Origin of the sequence: Streptomyces sp. NPDC046712, from assembly GCF_040645695.1 — a bacterium.
GTDB lineage: Bacteria > Actinomycetota > Actinomycetes > Streptomycetales > Streptomycetaceae > Streptomyces.
This window is the reverse complement of the sequence record NZ_JBEYYW010000002.1, coordinates 433,111-455,205: the sequence shown is the minus strand read 5'-3', so window position 1 is coordinate 455,205 and position 22,095 is coordinate 433,111. Positions and strand designations below refer to the sequence as shown.

General features: G+C 71.5%; 18 protein-coding genes and 1 pseudogene. 7 read left to right on the top strand and 12 right to left on the bottom strand.

Features of this window, described 5'->3' with window-relative positions; genetic code table 11:
* Positions 1-92 precede the first annotated feature (92 nt).
* The 4 genes and pseudogenes from ABZ939_RS04390 to ABZ939_RS04375 all read right to left on the bottom strand — a co-directional run.
* Positions 93-1,757 (bottom strand): annotated as a pseudogene (locus ABZ939_RS04390) (glycoside hydrolase family 13 protein); the annotation flags it as partial.
* A 48-nt stretch (positions 1,758-1,805) separates the two neighbouring features.
* On the bottom strand, positions 1,806-2,672 hold the full coding sequence (locus ABZ939_RS04385) for a carbohydrate ABC transporter permease (RefSeq protein WP_361849152.1): 867 nt from the start codon (positions 2,670-2,672) through the stop codon (positions 1,806-1,808).
* A complete protein-coding gene (locus ABZ939_RS04380; protein WP_361849074.1) occupies positions 2,666-3,676 on the bottom strand; it encodes a sugar ABC transporter permease in 1,011 nt (336 codons plus the stop codon). Before ABZ939_RS04380 ends, ABZ939_RS04385 begins: the two co-directional genes overlap by 7 nt.
* 31 nt (positions 3,677-3,707) lie before the next feature.
* Positions 3,708-4,985 carry an extracellular solute-binding protein gene (locus ABZ939_RS04375; RefSeq protein WP_361849071.1) on the bottom strand — a complete coding sequence of 426 codons (1,278 nt, stop codon included), beginning with the start codon at positions 4,983-4,985 and terminating at the stop codon, positions 3,708-3,710.
* A gap of 337 nt (positions 4,986-5,322) precedes the next feature.
* On the opposite strand from ABZ939_RS04375, the gene ABZ939_RS04370 reads away from it, so the two are divergent.
* The 3 genes from ABZ939_RS04370 to ABZ939_RS04360 all read left to right on the top strand — a co-directional run bounded on the left by ABZ939_RS04370 (position 5,323) and on the right by ABZ939_RS04360 (position 9,252).
* On the top strand, positions 5,323-7,191 hold the full coding sequence (locus tag ABZ939_RS04370; protein ID WP_361849068.1) for a glycoside hydrolase family 13 protein: 1,869 nt from the start codon (positions 5,323-5,325) through the stop codon (positions 7,189-7,191).
* Between the two features lie 25 nt (positions 7,192-7,216).
* Entirely contained in the window at positions 7,217-8,245 is a 1,029-nt protein-coding gene (locus tag ABZ939_RS04365; RefSeq protein WP_361849065.1) for a LacI family DNA-binding transcriptional regulator, read from the top strand.
* Between the two features lie 92 nt (positions 8,246-8,337).
* Positions 8,338-9,252, top strand: coding sequence for a phosphatase PAP2 family protein (locus ABZ939_RS04360; protein WP_361849062.1), 915 nt, complete (start codon positions 8,338-8,340; stop codon positions 9,250-9,252).
* Here the strand turns inward: ABZ939_RS04360 and ABZ939_RS04355 are convergent.
* Positions 9,236-10,804, bottom strand: coding sequence for an amidohydrolase (locus ABZ939_RS04355; RefSeq protein WP_361849059.1), 1,569 nt, complete (start codon positions 10,802-10,804; stop codon positions 9,236-9,238). The two genes, ABZ939_RS04360 and ABZ939_RS04355, sit on opposite strands and share 17 nt — an antisense overlap.
* Entirely contained in the window at positions 10,714-12,327 is a 1,614-nt protein-coding gene (locus ABZ939_RS04350; protein WP_361849056.1) for an APC family permease, read from the bottom strand. The genes ABZ939_RS04355 and ABZ939_RS04350 overlap by 91 nt, the downstream gene beginning before the upstream one ends.
* Positions 12,328-12,431: 104 nt before the next feature.
* On the opposite strand from ABZ939_RS04350, the gene ABZ939_RS04345 reads away from it, so the two are divergent.
* Positions 12,432-13,049: a TetR/AcrR family transcriptional regulator C-terminal domain-containing protein gene (locus ABZ939_RS04345; RefSeq protein WP_361849053.1), complete on the top strand. Its 618-nt coding sequence runs from the start codon at positions 12,432-12,434 to the stop codon at positions 13,047-13,049.
* 9 nt (positions 13,050-13,058) lie between these two features.
* Here the strand turns inward: ABZ939_RS04345 and ABZ939_RS04340 are convergent, their stop codons facing one another.
* Positions 13,059-16,049 (bottom strand): bifunctional [glutamine synthetase] adenylyltransferase/[glutamine synthetase]-adenylyl-L-tyrosine phosphorylase, encoded by a 2,991-nt coding sequence (locus ABZ939_RS04340; protein WP_361849050.1) that lies wholly within the window; start codon positions 16,047-16,049, stop codon positions 13,059-13,061.
* A 271-nt stretch (positions 16,050-16,320) separates the two neighbouring features.
* On the opposite strand from ABZ939_RS04340, the gene ABZ939_RS04335 reads away from it, so the two are divergent.
* From ABZ939_RS04335 to ABZ939_RS04325, 3 genes are read left to right on the top strand one after another with little or no spacing between them, the layout of a single operon-like run.
* The gene (locus ABZ939_RS04335) at positions 16,321-18,399 is read left to right on the top strand and encodes a PIG-L family deacetylase (RefSeq protein WP_361849047.1); all 2,079 of its coding nucleotides are present in this window, start codon (positions 16,321-16,323) and stop codon (positions 18,397-18,399) included.
* Positions 18,400-18,458: 59 nt separating this feature from the next.
* On the top strand, positions 18,459-18,959 hold the full coding sequence (locus ABZ939_RS04330) for a pyridoxamine 5'-phosphate oxidase family protein (protein WP_361849044.1): 501 nt from the start codon (positions 18,459-18,461) through the stop codon (positions 18,957-18,959).
* Between the two features lie 13 nt (positions 18,960-18,972).
* Positions 18,973-19,404 (top strand): VOC family protein, encoded by a 432-nt coding sequence (locus ABZ939_RS04325; RefSeq protein WP_361849041.1) that lies wholly within the window; start codon positions 18,973-18,975, stop codon positions 19,402-19,404.
* Positions 19,405-19,440: 36 nt separating this feature from the next.
* Here ABZ939_RS04325 and ABZ939_RS04320 read toward each other — a convergent pair whose 3' ends face one another.
* The 5 genes from ABZ939_RS04320 to amaP form a co-directional block, all read right to left on the bottom strand.
* A complete protein-coding gene (locus ABZ939_RS04320) occupies positions 19,441-19,947 on the bottom strand; it encodes a GNAT family N-acetyltransferase (protein WP_361849038.1) in 507 nt (168 codons plus the stop codon).
* A 32-nt stretch (positions 19,948-19,979) separates the two neighbouring features.
* A complete protein-coding gene (locus tag ABZ939_RS04315) occupies positions 19,980-20,390 on the bottom strand; it encodes a VOC family protein (protein WP_361849035.1) in 411 nt (136 codons plus the stop codon).
* Positions 20,391-20,400: 10 nt separating this feature from the next.
* The gene (locus ABZ939_RS04310; RefSeq protein ID WP_361849032.1) at positions 20,401-20,823 is read right to left on the bottom strand and encodes a helix-turn-helix transcriptional regulator; all 423 of its coding nucleotides are present in this window, start codon (positions 20,821-20,823) and stop codon (positions 20,401-20,403) included.
* Positions 20,824-21,019: 196 nt separating this feature from the next.
* Entirely contained in the window at positions 21,020-21,388 is a 369-nt protein-coding gene (locus tag ABZ939_RS04305) for a low affinity iron permease family protein (protein WP_361849029.1), read from the bottom strand.
* A gap of 110 nt (positions 21,389-21,498) precedes the next feature.
* On the bottom strand, positions 21,499-22,095 hold the full coding sequence (gene amaP, locus ABZ939_RS04300) for an alkaline shock response membrane anchor protein AmaP (RefSeq protein WP_361849026.1): 597 nt from the start codon (positions 22,093-22,095) through the stop codon (positions 21,499-21,501).

Sequence of the window (22,095 nt, the reverse complement as noted above, 5' to 3'; positions counted from 1 at the left end):
ACTTCACGTACGGCCGCGTGATGTCCTGGGTGGCCTTCGACCGCGCCCTGCGGATCGCCTCCGACGACGGCCGTCCCGCGGCCGGTGGCCGACACCGCCCACCAGACGGTGGTGTCGGCGGGCAGCTCCACGACGCCTTCCCCGTGGGAGACCGGCTCGTTGGAGAGGAGGAACCGGCCGGGCAGCGGGACGGAGATGGCCCGACCGGTGGTGTTGGCGGTGCAGACGAAGCCGTCGCGGCGGAAGGAGAGCACACCCTCGGGTGCCTCCAGCCACTCGACGCCTTCGCCCGCACCGAGTTCGGGGCGCTCGCGGCGCACGGCGAGCGCGCTGCGGTACAGCTCCAGGGTGGAACCGGGGTCCCCGGCCTGCGCCTCGACGCTCAGCCCGCCCCAGGTGGCGGGCTGCGGCAGCCAGCTGCCGCCGCTGCCGAAGCCGTACGACGTGCCCTCGACGGTCCACGGGATGGGCACCCGGCAGCCGTCGCGGAAGCCGTCCTGGCCGGTGGCCCGGAAGAACGACGGGTCCTGGCGGACCTCGTCGGGCAGGTCGGTGACGTCCGGCAGGCCGAGCTCCTCGCCCTGGTAGACGTACGCCGATCCGGGCAGCGCCAGCATCAGGAGCGTCGCGGCGCGGGCCCGGCGCAGGCCCAGCTCGCGGTCGCCCGGCTCACGCAGCTGGGTGCCGAGACCCGCCGGGTTGGCGAAGCGGGTGGCGTGCCGGGTGACGTCGTGGTTGGAGAGCACCCAGGTCGTCGGGGCGCCGACGGGACGCATCGCGGCGAGCGAGGCGTCGATCACCCGGCGCAGCTCGGCGGCGTCCCAGTGGGTGCCCAGGTACTGGAAGTTGAAGGCCTGGTGCATCTCGTCGGGGCGCACGTAGTTCGCGGTGCGCTCGACGGTCGGGGTCCACGCCTCGGCGACGAGGACGCGCTCCCCGTCGTACTCGCTCAGGACCTGGCGCCAGGAGCGGTAGATCTCGTGGACACCGTCCTGGTCGAAGAACGGCATGACGTCGTTGCCGAGCAGCTTGAGCTGGTCGTGGGCGCCGATGTCGGGCAGGCCCTCGGCCTTGACCAGACCGTGGGCGACGTCCACGCGGAAGCCGTCGACGCCCATGTCGAGCCAGAAGCGCAGGATGGAGCGGAACTCGTCGCGTACGGCGGGGTGCTCCCAGTTGAAGTCGGGCTGCTCGGGCGCGAAGAGGTGCAGGTACCACTCTCCGGGGGTGCCGTCCGCCTCCTCGACCCGCGTCCAGGCGGGGCCGCCGAAGATGGACTCCCAGTCGTTGGGGGGCAGTTCGCCGTTCTCGCCCTTGCCCGGCCGGAAGTGGTAGCGCTCGCGCAGCGGGGAGCCGGGACCCTCGCGCAGCGCGCGCTGGAACCACTCGTGCTGGTCGGAGGAGTGGTTGGGCACCAGGTCGACGATGATCCGCAGGTCCAGCTCGTGCGCCTCGCGGATGAGCGCGTCGGCGTCGAGGAGGCTGCCGAACATCGGGTCGATGGCCCGGTAGTCGGCGACGTCGTAGCCGGCGTCGGCCTGCGGGGAGGCGTAGAACGGGCTGAGCCAGACGGCGTCGACGCCGAGCTCCTTCAGGTACGGCAGCCGGCCGCGGATGCCCTCCAGGTCGCCCATGCCGTCGCCGTTTCCGTCGGCGAAGCTGCGCGGGTAGACCTGGTAGATCACCGCGTCTCTCCACCAGCCCGTGTGCGTGCCGGTGGTCGGGGCGGCGGCGGGGGCAGCGAGGTGCTGGGTCATGTCTTCCTTGGGAGGTAAGGAGGTACGTAGAAGGGGGGTGCTCAGGGCTCAGCCCTTGACAGCGCCGGCGGACATGCCGGTCACCAGGTGCCGCTGGGCGAAGAGGAACACCAGCGCGGCCGGGATGGCGATGAGCACGGAGGCCGCGGACATCGGACCCCACTGGGCGCCGTACTGGTTGACGAACTTCTGCAGACCGCCGGCCAGGGTGAGGTTCTCGTCGCCGACCATGAAGGCGGAGGCGTAGGCGACCTCTCCCCAGGCGGTGATGAAGGAGTAGAACGCGGTCACCGCGAGGCCGGGCTTGGCGAGCGGCAGGATCAGCCGCCAGAAGGTGCCGAACGGGTTGAGGCCGTCGACCTGGCCCGACTCGTCGATCTCGCGCGGGATGGTGTCGAAGAAGCCCTTCATCATCCAGGCGCAGAAGGGGACGGCGATGGTGAGGTACGTGATGACCAGGCCGGCCGCCCTGTTCAGCAGGCCGAGCGACGACATGATGTTGTAGATCGGCACGATCAGGACGGCGACCGGGAACATCTGGGTGATCAGCAGCGTCCACATCAGTCCGCGCTTGCCGGGGAAGCGGAAGCGGCTCACGGCGTAGCCGGTGGTGGCGGCGATGAAGACGCCGAGGAGTGTGGTCAGGCCCGCGATGAGCACCGAGTTGCCGAACCAGGTGAGGAACTCGGTGTTCTTGAGCAGGTCCGTGTAGTTCGCGAGCGTCGTCTCCTTGAAGAAGTCGGTCGTGGTCGCGTACTTCGCCGGCTTCAGCGAGGTGAGCAGGACCCACAGCACCGGGAAGACGGCGATCACGGAGGCGACGATCAGGGTGGCGTGCAGCCCGATCGAGGCGAGCGGCGAACGGCGGCCGCGGGTCGGCACGTTGGCCGTGGTGGTCTGTGCGGTGGTCACCAGACTTCTCCCTGCTTGCGGAGGACTCGCCGGTAGACCGCGGCGAAGGCCATCAGGAGGATCAGGATCAGGACGCCCCAGGTGGACGACTGGGCGAAGTCACGGGGGCTGATCTCGAAGGAGAACTTGTACGCCTGGGTGACCAGGATCTGGGTGGCCTCGCCTGGCCCGCCCCGGGTGAGCAGGAAGATCACCGGGAACATGTTGAAGGTCCAGATGGTGCTCAGCAGGATCACCGTGGTGGACACGGACCGCAGTCCGGGCAGGGTGATGTGGCGGAAGCGCTGCCAGGCGTTGGCGCCGTCCATCTCGGCGGCCTCGTAGAGCTCGCCGGGGATGGACTGCAGTCCGCCGAGGAGGGCGACCATCATGAACGGGACGCCGAGCCAGACGTTGACGGCGATGACCGAGAACTTGGCCCAGGTGGGGTCGTTGAGCCACGGCACCGCGTCGATGCCGCCGCCCGCGAGGATCTGGTTGAGCATGCCGCGGCGCTCGTCGTAGAGGAAGCGCCAGGCGAAGACGGAGACGAAGCCGGGCACCGCCCAGGGAAGGATCAGCAGCATCCGGTAGACGGAGCGGCCGGCGATCTTCCGGTTGAGGATGTTGGCGAGGGCGAGGCCGAGGGCGAAGGTGACGGAGACGCAGGACACCGTCCACAGCAGCGTCCAGCCGAGGGTGCCGAGGAACTGGCCGCCGGTGATCGCCTCGGTGTAGTTGTCCAGGCCCACGAACTCGTAGGTCGCGGGGATCTGGTTGACGCCGATGCTTCGCGCGACGTTGCGCTCGTTGGCGTCGGTGAGGGAGAGGTAGACCCCTCGTCCCAGCGGATAACCGATGATCACGGCGATCACGATGGTCACCGGGGCGATCATCGCCCAGGCGTACCAGTGGGTGGAGAGGGAGCGTCGGGTCTTGCTCCCACGGGTGCCAGTACCACGGTGCCGGCCGCGGGCGTCGTCGCCCGCGGCCTTCACCGCCGACTGGCTGCTGGTGTCCAGCGCCATCAGCCGGCCTGCCTTCCTTCGCGCTTCCTTGTTACTTCCAGTCCTTCAGGAGCTTGCGGTAGGCGTCGCCCGTCGTCTTGGCGCCCTGCTCCGGGGTGGACTGGCCGGTGAGGACCTTGGTGTACTCGGTCTGCAGCGGGGCGAAGAGGCTGCCGCCCTCGGGGATCCAGGGGCGCTCGACGGCCTTCTCGACGACCGGCTTGAAGAAGGAGATCATCTCGTTGCTCGCGACGTCCGGCTTGATGTAGACGGACTCACGGGTCGGGAGCAGGCTCAGCTCCTTGGCCGTGGTGGCCTGCGCCTCGGCGGAGGTCATGTACTCGACGAAGGCGTACGAGGCGTCCAGGTTCTTGGAGCCCGCGTAGACGGCGAGGTTGTGGCCGCCCTGCGGGGCGCCCTGGCCGCCCGAGCCGGCCGGGACCGGGGCGATGCCCAGGTTGGCCTTGTCGGCGAACTCCTTGCCCGCGAGGGTGTCGGCGACGGCCCACGGGCCGTTGATCATCATCGCGACCTTGCCGTCCTTGAAGGCGGCCTGCATGTTGTCCCAGCCGTTGGTGGCGTCGGTGATCGCCGCCTTCGAGTCGACCAGGTCCTTGACGGTCTTGAACGCCTTCACACCGGCGGCGTTGTCGACGGTGACCGTCTTGCCCTCGGCGTTGACCAGGTCGCCGCCCTCGCCGTACAGGAAGGAGAGGAACCAGTAGGCGTCGTCGCCGCGCAGGTAGAGACCGGTCTTGCCGGTCTTCTCCTTGATCTTGGCGGCGACGGACTTGAGCTCGTCGACGCTCTTCGGGGCCTCGACACCGGCCTCCTTGAAGATCTTCTTGTTGTAGAAGATGCCCATGGAGTCGATGACCTGCGGCACGCCGTAGGTCTTGCCGTTGTACTTCGTGGAAGCCGCGGCCTGCTTGAGGAAGTCGTCCTGGTTCTTCAGGGCGGCGGTGCCGTCGAGCGGCGCGAGGTAGCCGAGGTTGGCGAAGTCCGGGGTCCAGGCGACCTCGGAGCGGATCACGTCAGGAGCGCCGGAGCCGGACTGGGCGGCGTTCTTGAACTTGTTCTGCGCCTCACCGAACGGCACGTTCACGTACTTGACAGTGACCTTCGGGTGCTTCTTGGTGAAGCCCTCGGCCAGCTTCTTGAAGACCTTGTCCTCGCTGCCGACGCTCGACGTGTCCCACCAGGTCACCGTGCCGGAGAGCTCGCCCGAGCTCTTCGAGCCGCCGCCGTTAGAACCGTCGCCGCTTCCGCACGCCGCCAGGGTCACGCCCAGGGCCGCGACCAGCGCGGTGGCCGCTATGCCACGCCGCATGTGAACTCCTTCAACTGATCCCGGGGGGACGAGGGGCTGGAACCTGCCTCATGCGACCGCTCCCTCGCGGCGCGCCGGGTTGCCAGGAACGTAACAGGGATGAAAACGAGCCGAAAGAGCTTGCGAGAACTTTCTGCAAGGACCGGCGATCGTTACACCCGCGTGTCCTGAAGGTTGCCGACGAGTCGCTTGACAGCAGCGATCGAGGGCCTCTTGCGGGGTGCGGTGGGGACTGCAAACCTTTGCATCATGGCTTGCAGGGCCGTTTCATGACCGCTTTGACCTCGTTGGTCAAGAAAACGCCCGGCACCCCGAACACGCGAGAGGGACACCGCACATGGCCCACGAGCTCACCTCACCGTCGCCGCAGGTCCTTGCAAGCCCTTGCGGCAGCAGCCCGCAGTGGTGGCGGGACGCCGTCATCTACCAGGTGTACGTCCGTTCCTTCGCGGACAGCGACGGCGACGGGATCGGGGACCTGCGCGGGGTACGGGAGCGGCTGCCGCACATCGCCGGTCTTGGGGCGGACGCGGTGTGGCTGACGCCGTTCTACGCCTCGCCGCAGGCGGACGGCGGCTACGACGTGGCGGACTACCGGGCGGTCGACCCGGTCTTCGGGGACCTGGCGGACGCCGACGACCTGGTGCGCGCGGCGCACGCGCTCGGCCTGAAGGTCATCGTGGACATCGTCCCCAACCACACCTCGGAGCGGCACCCCTGGTTCGAGGCGGCGCTCGCGGGGGTGGGCCGGGACCGGTACGTGTTCCGCCCGGGGCGGGGCGCGGACGGCTCGCAGCCCCCCAACGACTGGGAGTCCGTCTTCGGCGGCCCGGCGTGGACGCGGGTGGCGGACGGCTCCTGGTACCTGCACCTCTTCGCGCCCGAGCAGCCGGACCTGAACTGGGAGAACGCGGAGGTACGGGCCGAGTTCGACTCCGTGCTCCGGTTCTGGCTGGACCTGGGGGTGGACGGTTTCCGGATCGACGTCGCCCACGGCATGGTCAAGGCGGAGGGCCTGCCCGACATCGGGCACGGGCAGCAGGCGCAGCTGATCGGCACCCAGCGGCTGCCCTTCTTCGACCAGGACGGGGTGCACGAGATCCACCGGGGCTGGCGCCGGCTCCTGGAGTCGTACGGCCCCGATCGCATCGGGGTGGCGGAGGCGTGGGCGCCGACGCCCGAGCGACTCGCCCTGTACGTACGTCCCGACGAGCTGCACCAGGCGTTCAACTTCCAGTTCCTGAACTGCGCGTGGGACGCGGGGGCGCTGCGGTCGGTCGTCGACGCGTCGCTGCGCGCGACGGCCTCGGTGGGGGCTGCGACGACATGGGTCCTCTCCAACCACGACGTGGTGCGGCACACCACGCGGTACGGGAGCCCGGAACGCGGCCGGGCGGCGGCGCTGCTGATGCTGGCGCTGCCCGGCTCGGCGTACGTCTACCAGGGCGAGGAACTGGGCCTGCCCGAGGTCACCGACCTGCCGGACGAGCTCCGCCAGGACCCGGCGTTCCTGCGCGGCGAGGGCCAGGACGGGCTCCGCGACGGCTGCCGGGTCCCCCTGCCCTGGACCGCCGACGGCCCTTCGTACGGCTTCGGCCCGGCGGGTGCCTGGCTCCCGCAGCCCCCGGAGTGGTCGGCCCTGAGCGTCGAGACCCAGAGCGCCGACCCGTCCTCCACCCTGACGCTCTACCGGCAGGCCCTCCGCCTGCGCAGGGAGCACCCGGCCCTCGGCGCGGGCGCCACGGTGGAGTGGCTGGACGCCCCGGAGGGAGTGCTGGCCTTCCGCCGCCGCGCGGAGGGCGGCGACGTCCTGGTCACGCTGAACACGACGGCGCGGGCGGTGGCCCTGCCGCTCACCGGCTCGCCCCTGCTGAGCAGCACGACGCGCGCCGACGGCGCGGAGGGCGACGGCCCTGCGGCCGAGGCCCCGCGCACGGCGCTGTTCGCCCCGGCTTCGCCGGACGGCGGCGGACGTGTGGCCTCCGCGTCCGTCCTGCCGGTGGCGGACGGACGCCCGCGCGCCGGGCAGCTCGCCGGCGAAGCCCGGCGGGGCATCGGCCCGGCGGCCGAAGGCCCTGACGGCAACGGGGGAATGGGGGGCACCGCTCCCGTACTCCCCTCCCCCGCCGGGGAGTTCACCGCCCACGTCGCCGATGCGCGCAACGTCCGGGTTCCCGCCGACTCCTGCGTTTGGTGGGCAATCTGACGTGCGACCGGTACAGTCCACTCCCATGACCGCGCGGCTCGCCGACATCGCAGCCCAGGCGGGGGTCAGTGAAGCCACAGTCAGCCGCGTGCTCAACGGCAAGCCCGGTGTGGCCGCGGCCACCCGTGAATCCGTGCTTGCCGCACTCGACGTCCTCGGGTACGAGCGGCCCGTACGACTGCGTCAGCGCAGCGCCGGGCTCGTCGGGCTGATAACCCCCGAACTGGACAACCCGATCTTCCCCGCGCTCGCGCAGGTCATCGGGCAGGCCCTGACACGCCAGGGCTACACCCCCGTCCTCGCCACCCAGACCCCCGGCGGGTCCACCGAGGACGAGCTCACCGACATGCTGGTCGAGCGGGGCGTCTCCGGGATCATCTTCGTCTCCGGGCTGCACGCCGACACCACCGCCGACATGACGCGCTACGACCAGCTGCGCGGCAAGGGCGTCCCGTACGTCCTCATCAACGGTTTCTCCCCCAAGGTGCAGGCCCCCTTCGTCTCGCCCGACGACCGGGCCGCGATGCAGCTGGCCGTGACGCATCTGGCCGCGCTCGGGCACACCCGGATCGGGCTCGCGGTGGGGCCGAAGCGGTTCGTGCCCGTCCTGCGCAAGATCGAGGGGTTCCAGCGCGGGATGAAGGAGCGGCTCGGCCTCACCCCCGAGGAGTCCGAGGGGCTGATCCAGCACTCGCTGTACACCCTGGAGGGCGGCCAGGCCGCCGCCGGGGCCCTGATCGCCGCCGGCTGCACGGCCGTCGTCTGCGCGAGCGACATGATGGCCCTCGGTGCCATCCGGGCCGCCCGTCAGCAGGGGCTCCAGGTCCCCCGGGACGTCTCCGTCGTCGGTTTCGACGACTCGCCTCTCATAGCGTTCACCGATCCGCCGCTCACCACCATCCGCCAGCCCGTGCAGGCGATGGGGCAGGCCGCGGTCCGGGCGCTCCTGGAGGAGGTCGGGGGGACCCCGGCCCCGCACAGCGAGTTCGTCTTCATGCCCGAGCTGGTCGTTCGTGGTTCAACTGCTTCTGCCCCGGGTCAGGGAAACCACTGATCCGGGCTCCTTCTCAGGAGGGAGCATGTGCGCCCCGAACCCGTCCGAGGGATGATCGGACGAAGGGAATGGATCTGGCAGACTCTCCTCCTATGGGTGAAGCGACCGTGAAGAGTTTGGAAGGCCGGACGGCGGCCAGCCCGTCACCCATGCCGGACGGTGACGGAGTGCGGGCACGCCTGCGTGCGCCGCGCCGTCCCAGGATCTGGTTCGAGATCCTGCTGATCGGCGTCAGCTACTGGACGTACTCGCTCATCCGCAACGCGGTACCGGAGCAGAAGGCCCAGGCGCTGAAGAACGCCGACTGGATCTGGGACGTCGAGAAGTCTCTCGGGCTCGCCTTCGAGCAGAGCGTCAACCATGCCGTCAATTCGGTGACATGGCTGATCGTGTCGATGAACTACTACTACGCCACCCTGCACTTCGTCGTGACGATCGGTGTGCTCGTGTGGCTGTACCGATGGCAGCCGGGCCGTTACGCAGCGTCCCGCACGGTCCTCTTCGCCACGACCGGTGTGGCGCTCGTCGGTTACTACCTGTATCCGCTCGCGCCGCCCCGGCTGATGAACGGCCAGAGCTTCGTCGACACGGTCCTGGTGCACCACACCTGGGGCTCGATGGCCTCGGGCAACCTCAAGCACATGTCGAACCAGTACGCGGCGATGCCGTCGATGCACATCGGCTGGTCCCTCTGGTGCGGACTGATCATCTTCGCGCTCGCCTCGGCGCCCTGGGCCCGCATCCTCGGCCTGCTCTACCCGGCCGCGACCCTGGTCGTGATCGTGGCCACCGCCAACCACTTCTGGCTGGACGCCGTGGGCGGCATGATCTGCCTGGCCTTCGGCTTCACCGTCTCCTACTGCTGGTACGGCGCGCTTCCGCAGCGCCTGCCCAAGCTGGTGGAAACCCCGAAACCGGTCGCGCAGGGCGGCCCGTCCCCGGTGACCGAGACGGCGACGGAGACGGACCGCGAGGCGCAGCCGGAGCGGCTCAGCTCCGGTAAGTGATCCGGCCGCCGGCCGTCGTGAGCCGGATCGGTGCCTTTTCTGTCTCGTCGGCGGGTGCCGTCACGGGGTCGACCGTGAACGCCGTCAGATCGGCCCGGTGACCGGGGGCGATCCGGCCCGCGATCCTCTCCTCCCCTGCCGCGACCGCCGCGTGCGTGGTCAGGCCCTCCAGCGCCATGAGGCCGGTCAGGCCGTGGTGCGCGGAGGCGGCGCCGCGCGGGGCCTGGGCGGTGGCCAGGACCTGACGGGCGTCGTGGTGGGCGATGGGCCAGTCCGAGCCGAGCGCGAGGTACGCGCCCGCGTCCCGCAGGTCCCGGCAGCGCCAGGCGCGGTCCGCCCGCTCGTCGCCCAGCCGCTTGGACCACTCGTCGGTGTGGTCGGCGCGGGTGTAGGCGGTGTGCGGGGGCTGCATCGAGGCGACGACACCGAGCGCGGCGAACCGGCGAAGCTGGCCGTCCGGGACGGTCTCGATGTGCTCGATCCGGTGCCGGGGGCCTCCGCCACCCAGTGCCTCCACCGTGTCGAGGACGTGCCGGACGGCCGCGTCCCCGATGGCGTGCGTGGCGGTGCCGACCCCGGCCTCGTGGAAGTGGCGTACAGCGGCGGAGTAGGCGGCCGGGTCGGGCCAGAAGGCGTCGGTGCCCTGGCCGTGGCAGTCGGCGTGTTCCAGCCAGGCCGTCCCGCCCTCGACGGTTCCGTCCATGAAGAACTTCACGCCGCCGACCCGCCACAGGCGCCCGGACCGCTCCTGGAGCCGTACCAGCTCCTCCAGCTCCTCCCGGTCGGCGCCTGGCATGCACCAGGGGGCGAGCCGGAGGCGCAGCGGCAGGTCGCCGTCGGCCTCCAGTGCGGTGAGCAGCCCGGGGACGTCATGGCCGCCGAGGTCCATGACATGGGCGCCGGTCAGTCCGGTGGCGGCCATGGAGCTCAGCAGCTCGACGAGCCGGTCGCGCCGCTCTGCGTACGGCTGGGCGGGCAGGACGGGGGTCATGAGGTCCATGGCCGCGTGCTCGATCAGATGGCCGGTGGGCCGCCCTTCGCCGTCGCAGACGATCTCGGAGCGCTGGGCGAAGGTGCGCGGCCCGTGGATGCCCGCGGCCTTCAGGGCCGTCCCGCTCGCGAGGGCGGAGTGGCCGTCGTAGAGCCGCAGGAGGGCGGGGGCGCCGCCGAGGACGTCCTCGATGAGCTCGCGGTGGATCGGCCGGCCGCCGAAGACGTTGTGGTCGAGGGCGAAGCCGACGATCCAGCCGTCGCGGCGCTCGGCCGTCGCGAGGACCGCGCGCAGCTCTTCGAGGTCGCGCACGGCGGAGAGGTCGGTGCCGGTGAACATCTCCAGGCCCCAGACGGGGTGGCTGTGGGCGTCGGTGAGGCCGGGGGTGAGAGTGGCGCCGCCGAGGTCGACCGTCTCGGTCCCCGCGCCGCGCCAGGCGCGGGCGTCGGTGTCGTCGCCGACGGCGGTGATCAGTCCGTCGCGGACGGCGACGGCAGTGGCGCCGGTGAGTTCCGGATCGCGGACATGGGCGTTGACGAGGACGAGGTCGGGTGCGGACACGAGGATGACGCTCCTTCTTCCTGCTCTGCGGATGCGGGCTCTGCGGATTCGGGCTCCGCGGATTCGGGCTCCGCGGATTCGGGCTCCGCGGATTCGGGCTCCGCGGCGAAGTTCGCGTAGACCTCGGGGCGGGTGCGGCGGAGCCGGTACGCGAGGAGGAGCCCGAGGCCGAAGACGGTGGGGACGAGGGCGACGAGGACGGTGTTGACGGTGCGCGAGGCTCCGGTGAAGACGTCGATCTTGGAGACGACCAGGACGATCGCGCCGGCGAGCAGGACGGCCGCGGCGACCGGCGCGACGACGGTGCGCAGGACCCCTTCGTCGTGGCGGACGCGGCGGAAGTAGCACGGGATGGCGAGCGCGGCGAGCAGTTGGAGGGCCATCAGACCGATCCCGCCGGGCGTGTTCACCCAGAGCAGCAGCTGGGTGTACGGGTCGGCTCCGGCGGCCGCGAAGCCGAGGACCACGGCGAGGCCGAGGACCGTCTGGGCGAGGCCGGCGACGTACGGGGAACGGTGGCGGGGGTGGACCTTGCCGAAGACCGGCGGCAGGACGCCTTCCTCGGCGAGGGCGAGACCGTAGCGGTTGATCGCGTTGTGGAAGGCGAGCAGCGAGGCGAGGACGCTGGTGACGATGAAGACGTGCATCAGGTCCGCGGCCCAGGCGCCGACATAGGTGGTGATCGCGGCGAAGAAGAGCCCGCCGGTGTCGCCGGCCGCGGCCTCTACGACCTTGTCGTCGCCGAAGGCCTGGATGACGGTCCACACGACGAAGGCGTAGAAGAGGCCGAGGAAGCAGACGGCGATGTAGGTCGCGCGCGGGATCGTGCGGGCCGGGTCGCGGGCCTCGCGCCGGTAGATCACGGTCGACTCGAAGCCGGTGAAGGCGGTGAAGGCGAAGGCGAGGACGGCCGCGCTGCCGGGGACGAGGACGTTGTCGGGGGTGAAGGAGGCGAGGGAGAGCCCGTTCGCGCCGCCTTCGAGGAGCACGCCGCCGGCGAGCAGGACGAGGATGCCGGTCTCGGCGACGAGCAGGATGCCGAGCACCTTGGCGCCGAAGTCGATGGAGCGGAAGCCGCCGTACCAGATGAGCAGGAGCCCGGCGAGGGAGACCGGCAGCCAGGGGATGTCGATGCCCCACAGGGCGTGGGTGGTGTCGGCGGTGGCGGTGCCGAGCAGGCCGTAGACGCCGATCTCCATGCCGTTGTAGCCGAGCATGGCGAGCAGGGCGGCGGCGATGCCGACGGGTTTGCCGAGGCCGCGGGTGATGTACGCGTAGAAGGCGCCGCCGCTCTTGACGTGGCGGCTCATGGTGGTGAATCCGACGGCGAAGATCGCCAGGGTGATGCCGGCCAGCAGGTAGCCGGCCGGCGCGCCGATGCCGCCGAGGACGATGGCGATCGGGGCGACGCCGGCCATCACGGTGAGCGGGGCGGCGGCGGAGACGACGAAGAAGGAGATGTCGGCGGTGGAGAGGGTGCCGGTTCTCAGCCCCTTGGGCGCGTCGGAGGTGGGTGAGGACATGGGAGGGGAAGCCCTTCCGCGAAAGGAAACCTAAAGGCTTTCGGTTTGCGGCAATGTAGCCTCCGTCACGGCGTACGTGAAGACCTCACAGAGAGAGCGGGTACATGGGACGGCCGCGAACCCCCTTGCTCGACCGGGAGCGCATCACCACGACGGCGCTCCAACTCGTCGACGAGCAGGGCGAGTTCAGCGTCCCCCAGATCGCCAGGCTGCTCGGTGTGCAGACGGCCTCGGTGTATCACCACGTGGACGGACGGGCCGGGGTCGTCGAGCTGATGCGTGAGCGGGTCTGCGACGCGATCGACGGCTCGACCCTGGACCGGGAGCCGTGGGACACGGCGCTGGCCGCCTGGGCCCGCTCCTACCGCTCGGCGTTCGCCGCCCACCCCCGGGTGATCCCGCTGCTGATGACCTCGCCGGTGCGGGCCCCGAAGGTGCTCGCCCAGTACGAACGCGCGGTCGTCCGGCTGTTGGCGGCCGGTTTCGGGAACGCCGAGGTCATGACCGTCATCGTGGCCCTGGAGAACCTGGTCCTCGGCTCGGCGCTCGACCTCGCGGCTCCGGAGGCGATGTGGGAGCTTCCGGACGACACGACGACCCCGCGGCTGGCCGAGGCGCTGGCGGCCGTCGGACCCGCACGGGCGGACTCCGCGTTCGATCTGGCACTCGAGGCGTTTCTCGCGCACTGCAGGGGGATGCTGGCGGGTCCGGCGTCGTCGTAGGGCGGCCGGCTACGCCCCGTAGAAGAGCTCCTCGACGACGGCCCGGGCCCGGCGGGTGATGCGCCGGTAGTCGTCGACCATCTCGCCGACGTGGCCCGGGCCGTAGCCCAGGTACCGCCCGACCGCGGCCAGTTCGCGTCCGTCCGAGGGGAACGTGTCCCCGGGGCGGCCGCGCACCAGCATCACCGCGTTGCGGACGCGCGTCGCCAGGACCCATGCCTCGTCCAGGATCTGGGCCTCGTCCGTGGGGACGAGCCCCGCCGCGTGGGCGGCGGCCAGGGCCTCCCGGGTGCGGGTGGTGCGCAGGCCCGGTTCGGCCCAGCCGTGCCGCATCTGGAACAGCTGGACCGTCCACTCGACGTCGCTCAGCCCGCCCCGCCCGAGCTTGGCGTGGAGCGTCGGGTCCGCGCCGCGCGGCAACCGCTCGGTCTCCATCCGGGCCTTGAGACGCCGTATCTCGCGGACCGCGTCCTCACCGAGCCCCTCGGCCGGATAGCGCAGCGGGTCGATCAGCTCGATGAAGCGCCGCCCCAGCTCCGGGTCGCCCGCCATGGGTGTGGCGCGCAGCAGCGCCTGGCTCTCCCAGACCAGGGACCAGCGGCGGTAGTAGGCCTCGTACGACTTCATCGTGCGAACCATCGGGCCGCTCTTGCCCTCCGGACGCAGGTCCGCGTCGATGAGCAGCGGCGGGTCGGCCGTGGGGACCTGGAGGAGCCTGCGCATCTCGGTGACGACCTGGTTCGCGGCCCGGGCGGCCTCCTGCTCGTCGACGCCCTCGCGCGGCTCGTGCACGAACAGGACGTCGGCGTCGGAGCCGTAGCCGAGCTCGTGCCCGCCGAAGCGGCCCATGCCGATGACAGCGAACCGCGTCGGCAGCGTGTCGCCCCAGCCTTCGCGCACGGCGGCGCGCAGCGCGCCCGCGATCGTCGCCGCGTTGAGGCCGGTGAGGGCCTGGCCGACCTGGTCGACCAGCGCGCCGGGATCGGCCTCGCGGGGGTTGTCCTCCGTGCCGTACGAGCCGATGAGATCGGCCGCGGCGGTACGGAACAGCTCCCGGCGCCGTACGCCACGGGCCGCCGTGACCCCCTGCTCGGCGCCGTCGGCGCGGCCGACCGCCGCGAGGATCTCCTGCTCCAGGTGGTCGCGCCCGCGCGGCTTGAGCCCTTCCGGGTCGCCGAGGATCGCCACCGCCTCCGGAGCGCGCAGCAGCAGGTCGGGGGCGAGCCGCCCGGCGGAGAGCACCCGGGCGAGGTTCTCGGCCGCGGCCCCCTCGTCGCGCAGCAGCCGCAAGTACCAGGGGGTCTTGCCGAGCGCGTCGGAGACCTTGCGGAACCCCAGGAGCCCGGCGTCGGGGTCGGCGGAGTCCGCGAACCAGCCGAGCAGGACCGGCAGCAGTGTCCGCTGGATCGCGGCCTTGCGCGTGACCCCGGAGGCGAGCGCCTCCAGATGGCGCAGGGCGGCGACGGGATCGGCGTACCCGAGCGCCTCGAGCCGCTGGCCGGCGGCCTTCGAGCTGAGCCGGGCCTCGCCGGGGGTGAGCTGGGCGACGGCGTCGAGCAGCGGCCGGTAGAAGAGCTTCTCGTGCAGCCGGCGGACGACCGAGGCGTGCCGCTTCCACTCCTTGTTCAGCTCGGTGACCGGGTCGGTGCGCAGGCCGAGCGAGCGGCCGAGGCGGCGCAGGTCGCTCTCGCCCTCGGGGACGAGATGGGTGCGGCGCAGCCGGTAGAGCTGGATGCGGTGCTCCATGGCGCGCAGGAAGCGGTACGCCTCGTCGAGCTGGGCCGCGTCGGCGCGGCCGACATAGCCGCCGGCGGCGAGCGCCGCGAGGGCGTCGAGGGTGGTGCCGCTGTGCAGCGTGGCGTCGCCCCGGCCGTGCACCAACTGGAGCAATTGGACGGCGAATTCGACGTCCCTGAGGCCGCCGGGGCCGAGCTTCAGCTCGCGCTCGACCTGGGCGGCCGGGATGTTGTCGACGACCCTGCGGCGCATCTTCTGCACGTCGGGGACGAAGTTCTCGCGCTCGGCGGCCTGCCAGACCAGCGGGGAGACGGCGCCGATGTACTCGGCGCCCAGCTCCGGGTCGCCCGCCACCGCCCGCGCCTTGAGCAGGGCCTGGAACTCCCAGGTCTTGGCCCAGCGCTGGTAGTAGGCGAGGTGGCTGGACAGCGTCCGCACCAGCGGGCCGTTGCGGCCCTCGGGGCGGAGGTTGGCGTCGACGGGCCAGATGGTGCCCTCGACGGTCGTCTCGGAGCAGATCCGCATGAGGTGGGAGGCGAGCCGGGTCGCGGCCTGCATCGCCTTGCCCTCGTCGGTCCCCTCCACGGGCTCGCCGACGAAGATCACGTCCACGTCGGAGACGTAGTTCAGCTCGTGGCCGCCGCACTTGCCCATGGCGATGATGGCGAGCCGGCAGTGGGCCGCGTCGGCGGGCGCCGCGGTACGGGCGATGGCGAGGGCGGCGCGCAGCGTGGCGATGGCGAGGTCGGCCAGCTCGGCGGCGGTCTGGGCGACGTCGGCGGTGCCGCAGACGTCCCGGGCCGCGATGGCGAGGAGACAGCGGCGGTAGGCGACCCGCAGGGAGACCGGGTCGGTGGCCTCGGCGAGGCCCTGTTCGAACTCGGCGACACCGGGGTTCAGATCGACGGCCTCGTAGGTGACCAGGGCCTGCCAGTCCCGGGGGTGCTTGGCCAGGTGGTCGGCGAGCGCCTCGGAGGCGCCGAGCACACCGAGCAGCCGGTCCCGGAAGGGCTTGGCCGAGAGCACCGTGCTGGTGAGGGTCTGACGTTCCTCGTCGGGCTGGGCCTCCACGAGCCGGACCAGGCCGCGCAGGGCGAGATCGGGGTCGGCGGTCGCGCCGAGTGCGTCGAGGAGCACGGAGTCGTCGCGCAGCGCGGCCATCCCGGGGGCGTCGAGCAGCTGCTCGGCTCCGGACGGGTCGATGAACCCGTGCCGCAGCAGCCGGGTGAAGGTACTGCCTCTGCGCCCCGGCACCGTCACCATTCCGCCGCTCCCTCCACGCGCCCACGCGTCCACCCGTCCAAGGTCCGCAATCGAGCCTATCCGGAGCGGGTCACACGGTCGCCCCGGGGAGCACAACTCGCGAAATGGGACATAACAGCCCCCTCTACGCCTTCGTTTCGCAGAACATCACAGGTGATGTCACGCACATTCCTCACTATTCGCCGCCGATGAACCGTACTTCTTGAAAGCCCGTCTTCCTGGCCGAAGTCCTGCCGAAGCCCTGATCGTCCTCCGAAAGCGCACACCGTCGATGACCGCCCGTCTCCGTCGCCCCTCCCTGCCGCCCCGCGTCCGGCTCGCCTCCGCCCTGACGGCGACCGTGCTCGTCGGCGGCTCGCTCGCGGGGTTGCTCCACCTCTCCTCCGGCACCGTCTCCGGAGCCCCGGCGACCGAGGCGCCGAAGGGGACCGGCCATGCCCCCCGCCAGGCGGCGGCCCCCGATCTCGCCAGGACGCCGGTCCGTACGCCCGGCGTCGCCGTGACGCAGATCGTGGCCCACCCGGACGACGATCTGTACTTCATGAATCCGGACACGGCCCAGTCCATACGCTCGGGCGCCTCCCTGACCTCCATATATCTGACGTCGGGCGAGTCGGACGGTGTCAACGCCCGGGCGCGCGCCCCCCATCGCCCCGCGCCCGACAAGGCGGGGTTCGCCGAGGCCCGGCAGAACGGCATCCGCGCCGCGTACGCCGAGATGGCCACCGGCAGCCGCACCAGCCCCTGGGACCGGATCGCCATCCCCACGGCCGGCGGCGGCCAGGCCGAGCTGGACATCCTGCGTGCCAAGCCGCAGATCGGCCTGGTCTGGCTGCAGCTGCGCGAGGCCGGCTCCATCAGCGGCGACCGCCCGCACAGCCTGCACGGACTGTGGGACGGCCGGGTCGAGTCGCTCGAGACCCAGCGCGCCGCGGGCACGCCCGTCGGCACCGACTTCTCGTACACGCGGGAGCAGGTGATCGACACCCTCACCGGACTCCTCACACGGTTCCGGCCCACCTTCGTCCGGATGCAGGACCCGACACCGGGCCGGAACGCCAAGACCGGGGCGTTCACCGACCACCAGGACCACATGTACGGCGCCCGGTTCGCGCAGGCGGCCCTCGCGCGGTACGGCGCCACGACCGGCCGTCCTCACTTCGGCGTCCAGAACTACCTCGGGTACCCCGTCGGTACGCTGCCGCGCACCCTCGACCCCGCGACGGCCGGCGCGAAGCTGCGCACCCTGAAGACGTACGCCTGGATCGACGGGGTCAACGACTGCGGCGACCCCGCCGGGTGCGGCGACCTCAAGGTGTCCGCCCGCCCCGGCGGCTGGGGCTGGACCGAGACCATCCGCTACGCCCGCGGGACCTCCACCTCCTGGGTGCAGCGCGACACCGCCGGGGGCCTGCACGCCTTCTCCGTGCTCGACGGGCGCCTCGCGGTATGGAAGAAGCCCGCGGGCGCGGCCGGCGACTGGCAGGGGCCGGTCCTGCTCCCGGGCGACGGCCTGGACAGCGGAGTGACCTCCGTACGGCTCCCGGACGGCCGGATGGCCGTGTTCGGCACCCGTACGACGCTCGGCGGCCCGGAGCAGACGTACGGCCGTGAGGTGGTGACGACCGAGCAGTCCGCGCCCGGCGGCGCGTTCGGGCCGTGGCGCTCGCTCGGCACGCCGGAGAAGAACGACGCCCGGGGTACCTCCGACATCAGCGCGCCCGCCGTGGCCGTGGACGGGACCGGCCGGACGACGGTGCTGCTGCGCGACAGCCGGCACCGGCTGACCGTGCGCGCGCAGGACAGCCACGGCGGCTGGGGTCCCTGGCGTTCGCTGGGGGGCGGGAGCCTGCACGGCGACCCGGTGGCCACGACGGACGCGGCGGGCCGGATCCACGTGTTCGCCGGCACGGCGAACACCGTTCTCACCTGGACGCAGCAGCGACCCGGCGGGCCGCTGTCGGGACCGGTGCGGACCGGACTCCCGGCGACGACGCTGGCGCTGAGCGCGGGCCCCGCGCCGGACGGGCAGGGCATACGGCTCTGGTTCCGCAAGCCGGCCTCCGGTGACCTGCGCACGGCCGACCTCTCCGGCGGGACCCTCCTCTCCCCGGTGACCGAGCTGGCCGGCGGGGTCGCCGGCTTCGGCCCGGTGGGCGGCGGCCACGGCATGCTGGCGGTCCGTTCCCGTACGGGCGTCCTGGCGACGGCCCCGGCGGCGAGCGCGGGCACCCGGCCGCTCTGGACGCTGGAGAAGTTCCTGTTCTCCGGTGCTCCCGGCGCGGTCGTGGACGGGGTGGCGGCGATGGGTCTGGACGGAAAGCTGCACTGGACGCCCGCCGTGCGATGAGTCCCCGGCCCGGGCACGGTCTTCCCTATGAGGATGTCGCATCCGCCCTGGAGGAGATCATGGCCCCGGAGACCACTTTGGACCCCCGCTTCAGCGACCCGAAGGCCCACCCCGCCGAATGGTCCGAGGCCGTCGCGCGGCTCGCCGACGCCGAGGTCTACTGGCTGACCACGGTCCGCCCGGACGGGCGCCCGCACGTCACGCCGCTCATCGCGGTGTGGTCGGAGGGCGCCCTGCATTTCTGCACGGGGCCCGACGAACGCAAGGCGCGCAATCTCGCGGAGAACCAGGAGGTGGTCCTCACCACCGGGTCCGCGTCGCTCGGCGAGGGCTTCGATCTGGTGGTCGAAGGTACGGCCGTTCGGGTGACGGACGAGGGGCGGCTACAGGCGCTGGCCAGCGCGTATGTCGAGAAGTACGGACCGGATTGGCGATTCGACGTGCGCGACGGCGCGTTCGTGGGCGACGGTGGGACCGCCCTGGTGTTCGCCGTGCCGCCCCGCACGGCGTTCGGTTTCGCCAAGGGCGACCCCTTCGGCCAGACCCGCTGGCGTTTCTGAGGAGAACCCCCCGATGAACCTGACGCTCGAAGTCGTCCCCGTCCCGGTCACCGACCTGGACCGGGCCAAGGAGTTCTACGGCGAGAAGTGCGGCTTCAAGATCGACCTCGACGACGAGGTCGCGCCCGGGATGCGCATCATCCAGGCGACGCCGCCCGGCTCGCGCTGTTCGATCGCGATGCTCAAGGGGATGCCGTCGATGCCCGGCACGAAGGTGATGGCCCCGGGGACCCTGCACGGCCTCCAGCTGTGCGTCACCGACATCGAGGCGGCCCGCAAGGAACTCGTCGACCGGGGCGTGGACGTCACCCCGATCCGGCACGTCGGTGCGACGGGCTGGGAGGACGGCAAGGGCGAGACCTGGAACTCGTTCATGTCGTTCGAGGACCCGGACGGCAACGGCTGGGTGGTCCAGGAAGCGCCGTCGGAGCTGTCGGAACGCTGAGGCACGAGAGGCCGGCGGGGTCGGCTTCGGCGGCGCTCAGGCGACCGGGGTGAACTCCACCCGGTAGTACCTCACCCGCTCGTCCTCCCCCGCGTACCGCATCCCGGCCGCCTCCATCACGCGCTGCGAGGCGACGTTCGCCAGATCGGCGTCGCCCTTCGCGCCGGCGACGCCCTGCTCCCGGGCCAGGTCGAGCAGGGCCCGCAGCGCCTCGGTGGCGTACCCGAGCCCCCGTACCTCCGGGATCAGCCCGTACCCGACGGTCACGAACCGCTCGGCGTCCGGCGGCCCGTGGAACCCGATCCCGCCCACGGCGGCCCCGTCGGCCCGCCGCCGTATCTCGTACGCCCCGAACACCCCCGGGTCCCCCTGTGCGGCCCACACACCCAGGAACCCGCGCGCCCCGGCCACGTCCCCGTCGGCCGGATACCCCGGTGCCCACCGGTCCTCCCGCGCGGGCGCCGCGGCGACGATCCGCTCGGCCTCGGCGACGGTGAGCGGGTGCAGCAGCAGACGGCCGGTGACGAACGAGGCGATCTTCATCGGGGCAGTGTCCGCCCGGCCCCGACGGACCGTCAACGCGATTGGCTGAAGCGCAGCATGTTGCCCGAGGGGTCGCGGAAGGCGCAGTCACGGACGCCGTACGGCTGGTCCACCGGCTCCTGCAGGACCTCGCCACCCGCGGCGCGGATCTGCTCGAAGGTCGCGTCGACGTCGTCGGTGGCGAAGATGACGCCGCGCAGCAGGCCCTTCGCCAGCAGCTCCGCCATGGCCTCCCGGTCGGCGGGCGAGGCGTTCGGGTCCGCGAGGGGCGGTTCGAGGACGATGTTCACCTCGGGCTGCGACGGGGCGCCGAGGGTCACCCAGCGCATCCCCTCGAACGCGACGTCGTTGCGCACCTCCAGACCGAGGGCGTCGCGGTAGAAGGCGAGCGCCTTGTCGTGGTCGTCGACGGCGATGAAGCACTGCGAAAGCGTGATGTCCATGCGTTTCACGCTACCGAGGGGGGTCGGCCTTCGCTTCTCCGTTCCTGACCGGTCGCGTGTAGATCTTGGCGAAGCAGGCCGGGATGGCGGCGCCCTCGTCGTGGCTGCGGGCCCGGTAGGCGCTCGGGCTCTCGCCGACGAGCTCGGTGAACCGCGAGCTGAACGACCCGAGCGACGTACAGCCGACCTCGAAGCAGACCTCCGTCACCGACAGGTCCCCCCGCCGCAACAGCGCCTTGGCCCGCTCGATCCGCCGCGTCATCAGATAGCTGTACGGCGTCTCCCCGAAGGCGGCCCGGAAGCTGCGCGAGAAGTGCCCGGCCGACATGAGCGCGACCTGCGCCAGCGCGGGCACGTCGAGCGGCTTCGCGTACTCACGATCCATCAGGTCACGTGCCCGGCGCAGCCGGACGAGATCCTCCAACGACGTCACACGCCCACCTTCCCACAGCCCCGGCCCCGACGGCAGAGCCGTGTTGACTCGGCTCACGCGTCGGCCGCCCGTGTGCCGGAAGACGACTCGAGTAGGCGCGGCCCGCGGCACTGGCTTGCCAGGCAACCCCCGAGTTCCGACCTCGATTCTCGGCGGCGGCTTCTCCCCTTGCCGGCAAAACCGGCTACACCCCAGCTCAGGAGCTTTCCTCCTCGGCAAGGATGGACCGTAGCTTCTGGTGTGCTTCTCCGGTGCCGCCACTCTCCCCTTCGAGCAGGACGGCGGCGATGGCGTCCAGCTTGCGCTCGACGGCGCGTTCGGCCCGCAGCTCGGAGTTCTTCAGCAGCGCCACCAGGAGCAGGGTCACCGCCGACATCGCCTCGCCCACGAACAGAAGCCACGTGATCGGCAAGCCGATCACGTGCAACGCGACAGCCACGGCGACCAGGATCAGGCATATCCCGAAGAACGATGCTGAACTGGTGAACCGCGAGGCATTCTCGGCCAGCCTCTCGAACGGCTTGCTCCGCGAGCCTCCGCGGTCGGACGGATGCTTGAGAATCATGCCCACTCTCCACAGTGGACGGTGACACGGCGGGGGGCCGCCACGCCCGGATATCGACCTTCCTCCTTGCGGGCTCGGCAAGCCGCCGGCCTGGATGCGGCGAAGGGCGCCTAGTCGACGCGATGGGCCTTGTGGCGGACTTCCCGGAGGCCGACCTTCGAGGGGAGACGGTCCAGGCCTGTCGAGTCCCGTGCGCGTGCGAGCGTTTCCCGGCTGAGTCGAGCCAGGGTCTGCTCCGGTTCCGCGTGAGGCTCCAGCCACAGCCGCACCCGTGCGACCGGGGCAGTACGCCGGCCCGTCAGTCGGACATGAGCCCGCGAGACTCCGTCCAGGGCTTGCGCTTCATCCTCGATCACGTCCTCCAGCGCGCGGCCGTTGAGTTGGGCTGTCGCGCCGTCCTCGCTGTCGACGAGGACCTGGTCCAGCCGGCCTTTGCGTAGTAGCGCGACAAGCCACCACAGCAGCAACACCAACAACACGGCGAGCACCGCGATGACGGTCGGCCACCACCAGCCCTCTTCCCGCCACCGGGTGCGTCCCTCGATGCCCAGCACTACATCGGCCGGGCCGCGAAAGGGCCACCAGCCCGGCACGTCGAAATCCCAGTGGCGCTGCAGATCCAGACCGCCCAGCAGAACGCCGCCGCCCAGAGCGAACAGTCCAAGGCCGAGCAGCCCCAGCATCACCCGGTTCACCGTCTTGAGCAT

Excerpts from the sequence above, each read along its gene's own strand:
- ABZ939_RS04380 (WP_361849074.1), bottom strand. The coding sequence starts at position 3,676 with ATGGCGCTGGACACCAGCAGCCAGTCGGCGGTGAAGGCCGCGGGCGAC.
- ABZ939_RS04320 (WP_361849038.1), bottom strand. The coding sequence starts at position 19,947 with ATGAAGATCGCCTCGTTCGTCACCGGCCGTCTGCTGCTGCACCCGCTC.
- ABZ939_RS04375 (WP_361849071.1), bottom strand. The coding sequence starts at position 4,985 with ATGCGGCGTGGCATAGCGGCCACCGCGCTGGTCGCGGCCCTGGGCGTG.
- ABZ939_RS04365 (WP_361849065.1), top strand. The coding sequence starts at position 7,217 with ATGACCGCGCGGCTCGCCGACATCGCAGCCCAGGCGGGGGTCAGTGAA.
- ABZ939_RS04350 (WP_361849056.1), bottom strand. The coding sequence starts at position 12,327 with ATGTCCTCACCCACCTCCGACGCGCCCAAGGGGCTGAGAACCGGCACC.
- ABZ939_RS04325 (WP_361849041.1), top strand. The coding sequence starts at position 18,973 with ATGAACCTGACGCTCGAAGTCGTCCCCGTCCCGGTCACCGACCTGGAC.
- ABZ939_RS04370 (WP_361849068.1), top strand. The coding sequence starts at position 5,323 with ATGGCCCACGAGCTCACCTCACCGTCGCCGCAGGTCCTTGCAAGCCCT.
- ABZ939_RS04330 (WP_361849044.1), top strand. The coding sequence starts at position 18,459 with ATGGCCCCGGAGACCACTTTGGACCCCCGCTTCAGCGACCCGAAGGCC.
- ABZ939_RS04305 (WP_361849029.1), bottom strand. The coding sequence starts at position 21,388 with ATGATTCTCAAGCATCCGTCCGACCGCGGAGGCTCGCGGAGCAAGCCG.
- ABZ939_RS04335 (WP_361849047.1), top strand. The coding sequence starts at position 16,321 with ATGACCGCCCGTCTCCGTCGCCCCTCCCTGCCGCCCCGCGTCCGGCTC.
- ABZ939_RS04315 (WP_361849035.1), bottom strand. The coding sequence starts at position 20,390 with ATGGACATCACGCTTTCGCAGTGCTTCATCGCCGTCGACGACCACGAC.
- ABZ939_RS04340 (WP_361849050.1), bottom strand. The coding sequence starts at position 16,049 with ATGGTGACGGTGCCGGGGCGCAGAGGCAGTACCTTCACCCGGCTGCTG.
- ABZ939_RS04360 (WP_361849062.1), top strand. The coding sequence starts at position 8,338 with ATGGGTGAAGCGACCGTGAAGAGTTTGGAAGGCCGGACGGCGGCCAGC.
- ABZ939_RS04345 (WP_361849053.1), top strand. The coding sequence starts at position 12,432 with ATGGGACGGCCGCGAACCCCCTTGCTCGACCGGGAGCGCATCACCACG.
- amaP (WP_361849026.1), bottom strand. The coding sequence starts at position 22,095 with ATGCTCAAGACGGTGAACCGGGTGATGCTGGGGCTGCTCGGCCTTGGA.